The organism is Bacteroidales bacterium, from assembly GCA_029210725.1.
Taxonomy (GTDB): Bacteria; Bacteroidota; Bacteroidia; order Bacteroidales.
Window position 1 is genome coordinate 1 of the sequence record JARGFM010000027.1, and the last position, 12,243, is coordinate 12,243.

General features: G+C 47.7%; 10 protein-coding genes. 8 read left to right on the top strand and 2 right to left on the bottom strand.

Features of this window, described 5'->3' with window-relative positions; all coding sequences use genetic code 11:
- The first annotated feature begins 443 nt into the window (after positions 1–443).
- Both P1P86_13175 and P1P86_13180 read left to right on the top strand, forming a co-directional pair.
- Positions 444–944, top strand: a complete 501-nt coding sequence (locus P1P86_13175; protein MDF1576133.1) for a HEPN domain-containing protein — start codon at positions 444–446, stop codon at positions 942–944.
- Positions 923–1,243 (top strand): nucleotidyltransferase domain-containing protein, encoded by a 321-nt coding sequence (locus P1P86_13180; protein ID MDF1576134.1) that lies wholly within the window; start codon positions 923–925, stop codon positions 1,241–1,243. Before P1P86_13175 ends, P1P86_13180 begins: the two co-directional genes overlap by 22 nt.
- A 77-nt stretch (positions 1,244–1,320) precedes the next feature.
- Here the strand turns inward: P1P86_13180 and nadE are convergent, their stop codons facing one another.
- Both nadE and P1P86_13190 read right to left on the bottom strand, forming a co-directional pair.
- The gene (gene nadE / locus P1P86_13185) at positions 1,321–2,298 is read right to left on the bottom strand and encodes an NAD(+) synthase (protein ID MDF1576135.1); all 978 of its coding nucleotides are present in this window, start codon (positions 2,296–2,298) and stop codon (positions 1,321–1,323) included.
- Between the two features lie 102 nt (positions 2,299–2,400).
- Entirely contained in the window at positions 2,401–3,297 is an 897-nt protein-coding gene (locus P1P86_13190; GenBank protein ID MDF1576136.1) for an MBL fold metallo-hydrolase, read from the bottom strand.
- 181 nt (positions 3,298–3,478) lie between these two features.
- Here P1P86_13190 and P1P86_13195 point away from each other — a divergent pair, with 181 nt between their 5' ends.
- The 6 genes from P1P86_13195 (at position 3,479) to P1P86_13220 (ending at position 12,242) form a co-directional block, all read left to right on the top strand.
- Positions 3,479–4,366 carry a dienelactone hydrolase family protein gene (locus tag P1P86_13195; protein ID MDF1576137.1) on the top strand — a complete coding sequence of 296 codons (888 nt, stop codon included), beginning with the start codon at positions 3,479–3,481 and terminating at the stop codon, positions 4,364–4,366.
- 104 nt (positions 4,367–4,470) lie between these two features.
- Entirely contained in the window at positions 4,471–5,133 is a 663-nt protein-coding gene (locus P1P86_13200) for a class I SAM-dependent methyltransferase (GenBank protein MDF1576138.1), read from the top strand.
- 11 nt (positions 5,134–5,144) lie between these two features.
- Complete coding sequence (locus P1P86_13205) at positions 5,145–6,470, top strand: amino acid permease (GenBank protein MDF1576139.1); 1,326 nt, start codon at positions 5,145–5,147, stop codon at positions 6,468–6,470.
- 51 nt (positions 6,471–6,521) lie between these two features.
- The gene (locus tag P1P86_13210) at positions 6,522–8,723 is read left to right on the top strand and encodes a transglycosylase domain-containing protein (protein ID MDF1576140.1); all 2,202 of its coding nucleotides are present in this window, start codon (positions 6,522–6,524) and stop codon (positions 8,721–8,723) included.
- A gap of 131 nt (positions 8,724–8,854) precedes the next feature.
- A complete protein-coding gene (locus P1P86_13215; protein MDF1576141.1) occupies positions 8,855–11,278 on the top strand; it encodes a polysaccharide deacetylase family protein in 2,424 nt (807 codons plus the stop codon).
- A gap of 73 nt (positions 11,279–11,351) precedes the next feature.
- A complete protein-coding gene (locus P1P86_13220; protein MDF1576142.1) occupies positions 11,352–12,242 on the top strand; it encodes a glycyl-radical enzyme activating protein in 891 nt (296 codons plus the stop codon).
- Position 12,243 lies beyond the last annotated feature (1 nt).

The following is a 12,243-nucleotide window of genomic DNA, read 5'->3' on the forward strand; positions in this document are numbered from 1 at the left end:
TACTAACACATATCATATGAAGTCAAACCGTAATTGGTTGAAATCATGTGCTTAAAGAATAAGTGCGAAACTTTAATTAATGAGTTAATTATATTCGCTATCAGCTTCAATTCCTGGGTTATTATGTTTTTATTAGCCCTAATCAAAACACCCATTTCACGTTGCTTCGCAACGCAAAAAGAGTGTATCCTCGAATGCTTCATCAAAACCTTAGAACCTCTCCCCTTCCAGGATCAAATGAAAAGTACGCTGAACTTGCAACAGATTAATAAATATTGCTTTCGAATCAAAGCTAAATGAACATAATCCAAGTACATTATAGGACAACTGCGAGTTTCTGGCTTTGCTCTTAGGATCCTGCTCTGTCACTATAATTGACTTCGTCGAGCTCCGGTTACTCGGCTCCGCCTTCGTGAGCTTCGCTAAGCTTCGGTTCAGGCACTATGTTAAATTGCAACTCGGTTCTCGCTCACAGGCCTTCCCTCTGCCTCCGCTATGGATTATACAGAGCCAGCCCGCAAGGTTTTTCTGATAAATGTTGTAATTTTAGCAAAACTGCGGAAGTGCTAAATACTGGGAAACAAATAGAATACTGGATCATTTCTGCAAAATCTGATCTTGATACTGCTGAACTGTTAATCCGGGAATCCAGGTTTATCCATGGATTATTCTTTTGCCATCTGGCTATTGAGAAAGGATTAAAAGCTCATGTAATAAAAGCCACTGGTAATATCCCTCCCAAATCACACAACCTGATATATCTACTGGGTCTTTCCAATATTGAGTTTGAAGAAATTTTCGAGGATTTTCTTGGGATTCTGATGAAATATCAGCTCGAAGGTCGGTATCCCGATTACAATCCTGCAATTCCTGCAAAAGATAAAGTCGTTGATTATCTGAATAAAACAAAGGAGATGTTGATATGGATCGAAAGGAAACTATAACCAAAGTCTCAGAATATGTTAGGATCCTGAACGAGTCAGGTTTGCAGATCGAGAAGGCCTTTCTTTTTGGAAGTGCAGCACGGAATGAGGAACGTGAAGAAAGTGATATTGATGTAATGCTCGTATCCAAGAGGTTTGATGACAGTTCTGACGATAAGGCTTTTGGATTGATTTGGAGATTAACTCGTAAGGTTGACACCCGAATTGAACCTTTTGCTGTAGGTCTTTCCCGTTTTGACAATGACGAAAACTTACCCTTGCTTCAGATCGTAAAAAAAGAAGGGATTTCAATATTGTAGCACATTGATTAGTTTATGCTTAACACCCATTTCACGTTGCTTCGCAACGCATCTTTCTGCCGCCGATTATCGGGAAGCTATTGCTGCTCCTGTTCCAGAGTATGCGGAAGTTCGCGTAAGTGAGCAGTCGCCCGGAATTTTGAGGCAAAATCTTTATAGGCTCTATCAACCGCCTCTTCAGAAAGATCCAATACTTTGGCTGCCTCTTTAGCGGGAACTTCATGCTCCCAGGCATACAGGAGATGATCGAGTTGATCAAATGAAATCCGGAAGAAGAATTCCTGGTCGCTTACAGGAAGGCTAAATGTATCGGGACTGGGTTGACGCTTAATAATTTCCGGAATTACCTGGAGATGATCGGAAAGCTGATAAATCTGGTTCTTATATAGATGGGTAAATGGTTCAATATCTGTGCCCCCATCCCCGTATTTACAGAAATCTCCCAGAATAAATTCAGTGCGATTGGTGGTACCGGCAACCAGGAGATTTCTCCTTTCTGCTTCTGTATAAAGATGCAGCATTCGGGCCCTGATTTTAATATTTGCAAAGGATGTTATTGTGAGTAATTCACTGTGCGATAATCTTTTACTCTTCAATTCTCCATCCGGAAGCTGAACCTGAAGACGATAGAAACTGAAACTGGCCCGGTCCAGAAGATCCGTAGGAAGGACAATGTTATATTTTAATCCAGGTTTGTATTCGGGAATCAATTTTTGGAGGAATTCATCCCGCCATTGATATTTTACAATACTATCCACCGTGGACGTGATATCGATTTCTCGATGTTCAATCCCCAGGGCTTTAGCATGCTTAATTGCAAATTCACTACTGATTGGATTTGACTCTGCTTCGGGAAGGACAAGTCCCAGAACTTTTTCCTTACCGATGGCATGGACGGCAACAGCTGCAATACAGGCAGAGTCAATTCCGCCGCTCAATCCCACAATCACTCCTTTTTTACGATAAACGGCATTCATCTGATCCACGATAAAACCGGAGAGCCTGTCCAGCTCCCTGGCGGGATCAATTTTCAGTACATCGAGATTAAAATTCATGGGATAAGTCCTTTTAAAGTGTTGTCATTTATTATAAAAGCTTTCTGAGTGTTTTGATGAAGTTGATGCACAGCAGACCTCGAAGGTCCAGCGGCTTTGCCCTTAATAAGGATTCTCATTGGACTGACCCGGGCCCTTCCCCGTAATCTCCTGGTAGATGGATGTTACCAGGCGTGTTTCGTTTTCATCAAATTCCTTTAAGGTCTCCTCCAGGCTTTTGTCCTGGCTGATCAGTTCCCTGACTTTATCCTGCCTGTCTGCCATCTGCCGGATATGCTGCTGAATTTCCCCGCGTCCGACAGGATCACTGTGGCCGCTCAGGAATACTTCAGCATCCAGTGTTTCGAGCATCTTTGTCAGGGTCAGCACATGCTGAAAGGAGTTGCCGTTCTTGTTGGAATGGATGAGTTGCGGTCTTCCGCTAAAAAACTGGTCGCCCAGAAAGGCCACCTTATCTTCAGGGTGATACACTACGATATCCCCCGTGGTATGGCCCACACCAAAGTAATGGAGTTCCACTTTATCCTCTCCCATCCAGATGTTCAGGTTTTCCTGAAAGGTCAGGGAGGGCGTAAAGGGATAAAATTCAGGCTCTCCCCAGTCCGGGGCGCGGCCAAAATTCTCCTTGAAGAAATCATCCCGGCAGTTTATATGTGCTATGAAAGTGACTGAAGCCGGGAAATACCTGTTTCCCATGATATGGTCGCCGTCGCTATGGGTATTCACCAGATACTTAACGGGCTTATCGGTAAGACCCTGAATGGCAGCCAGAGTTTGATCGACCGACTCTTTGTTCATTTTCGAATCAATGACCAGCACCTCTCTGTCGCCGATAATTACACCACCATTTGATCCCTGTCCCCCGTTTATCTGATAGATCCGCTCTGTGATCTTCTCCAGGGATACCGGTGGGCTTTCTCTTTCCTGGGCTTTGAGAAAGACAGTGGATAATAGAATCAGAAACAAAAGGAGGATTTCTGTTGAATGGTATCGCTTCATGATCTTGGTTTTACAGGAATATTTACAGTAAATATAAGGCCTATTTATCAGAGATGCGCAAAAGGATGACCCTGTTTTCGAATCTCCGGTCCGGACCTTGTTTTTTCCAGTCCCGGAGATATATCTTAAACAATTCTTTCTTAGCTGTTGTTATTCTTATCTACCTTAATACATCATTAAAATGAAAGAAATCAGGAAAGAAGACATCAGCCAGGAAGTGTTTGATCTCTATGACCAGTACGCGCACAACCATATAGACCGCAGGCAATTCATAAATAAGCTCTCTGCTTACGCCATTGGAGGCATAACGGTATCTTCCCTGCTTGGTTTTGTGATGCCTAACTACCAGGATACGCTTCAAATTCAACCCAATGACCCCCGGTTGAAGTCGGATTACATCACGTACAAATCACCGAAAGGCGGAGGTGAGATCAAGGGATTGCTCTCTCTTCCGGCAGAATCCGATGGGAAATTGCCCGGAATTGTTGTCGTACATGAGAACCGGGGATTGAATCCTTATATTGAGGATGTGGGTAGAAGAGCTGCTTTGGCAGGGTTTATTTCCCTGGCTCCCGATGCCCTGACCCCACTGGGGGGATATCCCGGGAACGATGATGACGGACGTTCCCTGCAGCGTCAGCGTGACCGGGATGAAATGCTGGAAGATTTTATTGCTGCCTACGAATACCTGAAGGCGGATTCGCGCTGCACCGGGAAGATTGGGGTTGTTGGTTTCTGTTTCGGAGGATGGATCTCCAATATGATGGCCGTGAAAGTGGCCGGGCTCCATGCTGCAGTCCCCTTTTACGGTGGTCAGCCCGATGCTGAATCGGTACCACAGATCAATGCCCCCCTCCTCTTGCATTATGCCGGACTGGATACACGGGTCAATGAAGGCTGGCCTGCCTATGAGGAAGCCTTGAAAAAGTATAATAAGGAATATACGGCCTACATCTATCCCGAGGTGAATCATGGCTTTCATAATGATTCCACACCGCGCTACGACAAAGATGCAGCGGAACTGGCCTGGAAACGTACCATTGATTTTTTCAAAAAGAATTTGAGCTGAGGAAGCTGCACAAGATTAAACTATGGCGGGGGCAGAGAGTCTGAAAGTATATAGCCTTTGCACTATACCTTGTACAGTCAGATAACCATTAAAACTGGAAGGACATGAAAAAAACGCCCAATTTTGTTTACGCGCTTAGTTTATTTCTGGCAATTGCCTTATTTTCTGCATCTGCATCAGCTCAGGCCTTGCAAGAAAATCCTGAACTGGACCGGAAGGTCAAGGAATTTCTATCCTCGGGTCGCTGGTACGATATGAATGTGCCCTCATCCGACGGGAAACTGCTTTATGAGCTGATCATAAAGGGGAATTATAAAAGTGCCCTTGAAATAGGGACTTCCACAGGACACTCCGGGATATGGATTGCCTGGGCACTCAGTAAAACAGGCGGGAAGCTGATTACCATCGATATTGATGAAGGTCGTTACAAAACTGCTGTGGAAAATTTCAAAAAGGCAGGCCTGTCCGAGTACATTGATGCCAGGCTGGCCGATGCCCATACCCTGGTCAGGGAACTGGAAGGGCCATTCGACTTTGTATTCAGCGATGCCGATAAGAACTGGTATAAGAACTACTTCATCGATGTGGATCCCAAACTGGTGGTTGGGGGGTGTTATACCACCCATAATATTCGTGAAAGCAGCTATGGCCGGAGAGGAGGCGGAAATCAGGATTATCTGGATTATGTCAGGAGCCTGGAGAATTACGAAACTACTCTAAATTCTGAAGGTGGTGGAGTATTGATCAGCTATAAACGAGCTGAATAGTATTCCAGAAAATGGCAGAACCCTTATTACCCCGGAAGCTGAAGCTTTTCTCGCTGACCAACATCGTCATCGGGGACATGATCGGGGCGGGAATTTTTACCACCTCGGGCCTTTTGTTGGCTCAGCTTCATAATCCTGTGCTTCTTTTGCTGCTGTGGATCGTGGGTGGAGCCATAGCTTTAAGCGGGGCGCTTAGCTACGGGGAGCTTGGCGCGCGGTTCCCGGAAGCCGGGGGGGACTATATTTTTTTAACCAGGCTCTTCACCCCCCTGGCAGGATTTCTGAGCGGGTGGGTATCATTCCTGGTAGGCTTTTCGGCGCCCGTTGCGGCCTCATCGCTGGCTTTCAGCGAATATCTGATCCGCATTCTTCCAGAGGAAAATCTGCCCCAGGAACTTGTACTTACGAAGAAGGCCATTGCCGTTGGGATCATTCTAATATTTACACTGATTCATTACTTCGGGCTAAATTCGGGTTCGAAAGTTCAGAATATTCTAACCGTACTGAAGATCGGGTTAATTATAGTGCTGATATCTGTCGGATTTACTTTCGGAGAGGGCAGTCTCGGGCATTTCCTGCCTCAGGAGGGTACTTCTTTTGCTCGTGCAGACATGAAAACAATCGGGCTGGCATTGATGTGGATCATGTTTGCCTATAGCGGGTGGAACGCCTCTACGTATATGGGTTCGGAAGTGTATAAGCCTGTGAAAAACATACCCCGTTCGCTGATTATCGGAACCTTCTCAGTCACTGCTATTTATCTCCTCCTGAACGTGCTTTATGTTTATGCTGTGGCCCCTGTTGAAATGGAGGGGGTTATTCCCATTGGCAGCCTGGCGGCCAATAATCTCTTCAATTTGTCCATGGATCGCTTATTCTCCCTCTTTATCGCCCTGATCCTGCTATCTGCCATCAGTGTACTGATTATTATAGGTCCCCGGGTTTACTTTGCGATGGCCCAGTCCGGACATTTTTTCGGGATTGCCAGGAGGATTAACCGCGCCAGGGTGCCCGGGATTTCCATTTTGCTGCAGAGCGCTCTGGCCATCATTTACGTGCTCTCCGGAACCTTTGAACAAATCATTACCTTTTTGAGTTTCTCCCTGGGGATTTTCCCCATCCTGGTGGTGATCGGGGTATTCAAACTTCGCTTAAAAAAACAATCCATACTTAAGGTACCCGGGTATCCTCTGCTGCCTGCCTTTTTTATATTAAGCTCCCTAGGAATTCTGGGATTGGCATTTCTGGAGAGACCCCTTGAGTCATCGGTTGCCATTGGAGTTGTTCTGGCAGGAATCCCTGCATTCTTTCTTTTGAAACGAAGTATTACATACTAGAACCATCCATGTTGAGTTTTAGTTAGGAAACAGGAATTGTCACACCGGACCATGCGCCTTATATTTCTGAAAGGAATACTTTATGTACTGATCGCCTTTATAATCTTGCAGGGCTTATTTGTAGTGTTCGTCCTGGTGGGAGGTTTTGGTAAAATCCCGGATATTAAGGAATTGAAACAAATTCAGAATCCCATTGCTACCGAAATTTATACCGCTGACGGGGTGCTGATGGGAACCTATAATATTGAAAACAGACAGTATCTGGATCCATCGGAAATACCGGAAAGTATCCGGAATGCTTTGATCGCCACCGAAGATGTACGTTTTTACAAGCATAAGGGCATAGATCCCCGCAGTCTTTTCCGGGTATTTTTTAAAACCCTACTTTTGAGAAAAGAGGGTTCGGGGGGCGGAAGCACACTTTCTCAGCAACTGGCCAAGAACCTCTATCCACGCAGGAATGAAGGAGCCTTTAGTATGCCCGTAATTAAGGTAAAGGAGATGGCCGTCGCCCGGCGCATGGAAAAAGTTTACACCAAGGATGAGATCCTGGAGATGTATCTGAGCACGGTCCCCTTCGGGGAGAACACCTTTGGTATTAAAGCGGCCTCGCGCCGTTTCTTTAACAAAGAACCTGAGGAACTTAAACCGGAGGAGTCTGCGGTGTTGGTCGGAATGCTGAAAGCCACAGGGAGCTATAATCCCGTCAGACATCCGGAAAGGGCGCGTACCCGCCGAAATGTGGTGCTGGAACAGATGGCCAGATATGCTTACCTGGAAGAGACCGAAGCGGATTCCCTGCAGGAAACTCCTCTGGAGCTGGATTACCATCCCCTGCCCCATAATGCAGGTATTGCCCCCTACTTCAGAGAGTTTATCCGGGCAGAACTGGACCAATGGTGCAGAGAATATATTAAATCCGGTTCTGAGCCCTACAATCTCTATACCGATGGCCTGAAGGTATATACCACCATTGACAGCCGTTTGCAAGGCTATGCGGAAGAGGCCATGAAGTCGCATATGGCCCATCTTCAGAAGATGTTTGAAAAGCAGTGGAGCGGCGAGGATCTTTGGAAGGGATTAACCGAGAAGCAGATTCTTATAAATTTTGATGGGGAATACCGGGAGGGCATGGCTTCCGAAGAAGCCCGGAAAATGGAGGTATTCACCTGGGAGGGCTTGCAGGAGAAAGATTACCGTACCCTTGACTCAATCAAACACTATTTGCAGTACTTGCAGGCAGGATTCCTGGCCATGGATGTAAAAACTGCAGAGATCAGGGCCTGGGTGGGGGGAATCAATTATCAGTATTTCAAATTTGATCATGTCCGGGCCAAACGTCAGGCAGGCTCCACTTTCAAGGCGCTGGTTTACCTGGAGGCCCTTGAACAGGGCTTCTCGCCCTGCGATTATTATCCCAACGACAGTGTGGTATATGAGGAGTACAATAACTGGACTCCACAGAATGCGGATCACGCATACGGGGGGTACTACTCCATGAACGGGGCCCTGGTTCACTCCGTAAATACAGTAAGTGTTGATCTGCTGATGCAGGTAGGGATCGACAGCGTTCTGGAGCTTTCCCAAAAGGCGGGTATAAACTCTCCCCTGCCGGCCGTCCCCTCCCTGGCTCTGGGTACAGGGGATGTCTCCCTGTTTGAAATGGTGGGTGTTTACCAGGCCATTGCTAACATGGGAATTTATAAGGAACCCGTCTATATCAGCCGGATAGAAGATGCAAGCGGAAAGGTGCTGGAGGAGAGAATTCCGGATAGTCAGGGGACTGCCATCTGTACCCCCGGAAATGCCGGGATTATGATAGAAATGCTCAGGGGAGTGGTGAATAACGGGACGGCGGCCGGCCTGCGCATGAAATACGGGATTCTGGAGGATATTGCCGGTAAAACCGGAACCACTCAAAAATACACGGATGGCTGGTTTATAGGATTTACACCGGGCCTGGTGGCCGGTGCCTGGGTGGGCGGCGACCTTCAGAACGTGCGTTTTCAGAACATGGCTTACGGCCAGGGTGCCTATACAGCCTTGCCCATATGGGCCGGTTTTATGAAGAGCAGCTTCCGGGATGAACACTGGAGCAGCCTCCGGGCCGACACTTTCCGGATTCATCCGGATACCCGGGAGCTTCTGCAATGCGACGATTATAAAGATAAGAAACCCTTTCAGTTCAGGCCTTTCCGGGAACTGAAGGAGAAAAGGATCTTCAGGAATCTGTTCAGGCGGAAAAGAAAATAAGCCCTGAGGTCAGAAAAACCTGTTTTTCATCTGTTTCACAGCTGCAATATCTGCTTTCGGGGATCTGTCCTGTAATTTTTTCTATTTTAGAATCATGGAAACAAATGTTCCTGCAATTCGTTAAGTCTGGGATGAGATTAGTTACTCCGCTCATATTCCTGTTCTTTTCAGTCTTGAGCCTCTTCGGACAGAAGACTCATCTGAATGCAATACTGGCGCCCGCGGACGAACCGGTCACCTATCTCCTCTTTACTGAGGATGGAGCCGATATCATTGTCCAGGAGGCATTTAAGGCACGAAGTGCGGATCTGGCCCGGGATCATCCGTATCTGACGGTTTCCGGCGATTTTACGGGCGATGGAGTGGATGAGTTGGCCGTATTCAACGATCTGGAATATACTCCCAATATGAATCCGGCCTTTACCTGCTCGGTGGTATCGGTTTATCGCTCCACCGGCGAACAGTTCCTTCCGGCGGGTAGCTGGTTTTCATGCCCGGACTCTCAGCTGGATTTTGAATTTGTCTCTTTTTCGGTGGCAGGGGACTTTACCGGGGATGGCTTATGTGATATCGCTCTGTTCTATAATGATCCGTCCCTGGATCAGTCGACCATTTACCTGCTGGAATCTACAGGGTCAGGTTTTGCAGAGGCCCGGGCCTGGTACCGTGTGGCGAGGAACGAATTTAATTTCACGGCTCTGAAATTTGCCTGTCCGGGCGATTTCAACGGTAACGGAAAGCCCGGTATTCTGGTCTTCTACAACTATTTTGGAACGGAACCCGGCACCAGGCAGTCTCTGTTTCTGTTTGAGGCCGAAGCAGATACGCTGGCACTGCTCCCGCGTGCCTATGATGCAACAAAGGCATCCTATGATTTTTCCCGTATGAAGTTTGCACTGGCGGGGGATTATAACCTGGATGGTTTTTCTGATATTGCGGTGTTGCACGAGGATCCCGCCGACCTGGATCTTTTCATCACTGTCTTTGAAGGATCGGCAGACGGCCTGCTTACCCCTGTGGACTATGTCTCTTATGCGGACATTGAACCCTGGCTCATGCAGGTCTTGCATGCAGCGGGAGGAGAATTTGCGGGAGACAGCGCGACGGATCTGGCTCTTTTCTATGATAATCCGGGAACCGGCAGCCAGGAAATCATAGTGCTCGAGAGTGATCATGGCACTTTTAAAGCCCCTGAAACAGTCTTCAGTGCTGATCCGGGAACCCTGGATTTGGAAGCCATTACGACGGTTCGAAGCGGAGCCTTTGTGCACCACCCCTTGGTTCGGGCGACCACGTGGAAGGATGATATGACGGGAGCCCTGTCCTTTACCTTTGATGATGGGTACAGGGGCGCTTTTGAATATGGTGGGGCGGAACTGGAAGCGGCCGGACTAAAAGGGATTTTTTACATTTTTACCGATACAAGCGCCGTTTATAACGGAGAGCTGGCCAGTACCAGCCTGGTCCGCGAATACAGGGACAAGGGCCATGAGATCGCTTCCCATACTTCTAATCATGCGAATCTGGGCTTTCTGACAGAATCGGGGGATGTGGACTCCCTGAACCAGGTTCTGTCGGCATCGGTGGCACTGCTTAATGAACGTTTTGATCAGCATACCCTGACCATGTCCATTCCATTCGGGAGTTTTCGTTATGAAACCCTGGATTACATTTCTCAGTACTTTTATTCGGCCCGAAGCAGTCAGTTTGGATTCAACCTGGCCACTCCCTATGACTTTTATGCCCTTAGATCCTGGCCGGTACTGAGTACCACCTCCCCCGCTTATGTGGAAAGCCTTCTCTCGACGGCCGAAGGATATGGCACCTATCTCCCGCTCATGTACCACGATATGCTGGATGAGCCCTTTGATGAAGCTTCGCTTATTTACACCTACAGCCGGGAGCTGTTTTTTCAAACCATTCAGGATGCACTCAGCAGGAATCTCTGGATCGAAACCCATGAACGGATTTATAAGTACATCAGGGAACGAAATGCTCTGAAGATCTCCCGGCTTGAAACTGGAAATATGGAGGGGCCATCGGGCCACTTCTCTTTTGAGGCGGATGACGGACTGATCGATTCGATCTTCGACGTAGAGCTTACTTTAAAGATTTCTTTACCCGGTAGTTGGATGGAAGATACGGTTAGCGTGGGTTCTGAGGGTGAATACTCTTATTTCAGGATCCGGGAGGATGAACAGGGCAGTTTTTTTCTGTACGACTGGCTACCCGTTAGCGGAACAAGCCTTGAGGTTTTTGAGGGCAGACTTCCCGGAACGGCCGTGGCAGAACGTATTGCCAGGCCCTTGGAAATAAGCCTGCGTGCGGCCCCCAACCCCTTTCTGCACGAAACACGGATTACTCTTTCGGGAGAAGCAGGCAGGGATACCTGTCTGATCATCCGGGATATTCAGGGCCGGAGCATTCGGGAGATCAGGGAGTTTAACGGCACTTCCATACAGATAAGCCGTGAAAGCCTGTCCCCCGGGATGTATTTGATTCAATTGGTCGATCCTGGAAAAAAGGGTGCATTTCTGAAAATCATAGCCGAATAAAATTTTAAACGAAAGTTAATGCGCTTTCATATGAAAGTTATTATCTTTGTTCTGAAAACAAACGGACTGCACCATGATCTTCAATATCCAGCGTTTTTCGACCCACGATGGAGATGGGATCCGCACGCTGATTTTCTATAAGGGATGTCCCCTGAAGTGTCAGTGGTGCAGCAATCCGGAGAGCCAGTCCTTTGGCCGGAGTATTCTCTATGATTTAAGAAGTTGCAAGCATTTTGGAGATTGTGTCAACACCATGCCCGACGCCATATCTCACTCTGCTGGCGGGGTTTTACATATTCAGCGAGAGCGCATCTCCGATGCGCAGCAGTTAAAGGACCTCTGTGTTGCAAAGGCACTTACAATATCCGGGGAGCCCCTCGGAGTGGACGAAATAATGGCGGAGATTGATAAGGATCTTCCCTTCTACCACCGCGATGGCGGTGTTACCCTTACGGGTGGCGAGCCGCTGGCCCAGGACGCCGAGCTGGTTCTTCTGCTGCAGGTCCTGCATGAACGGCGAATTAACACCAACATGGAAACATCGCTGCATGTGAGCTGGGAATTGGCTGAAAGGTGCATCGGACTGATAGATGCCTTCCTGGTGGACCTGAAACATACGGATCCGGGGAAGTTTAGGGCATTTACCGGGGGAGATGCCAGACTGGTTATGGAAAATCTGGAGAAGCTGGCCTGTTTCGGGGCTCATGTAGTGGTAAGGATACCGGTGATCCCCGGCTTTAATCATTCGACGGAGGAAATCCGGTCCATGGTAGACTTCCTCCGGAACATCAGGGGGATTAAGGAAATCCACTTCCTTCCCTACCATACCTTTGGCGTGGAGAAGTATAAGATGCTGGGAATGGAATATCTGTATAACAACCACAAACAGGTCGGCGAAGAAGAGCTGATGCCTTATGTGCACTATGCAGAATCAAAAGGTTTTATAACAAAAATCGGAGGATAGG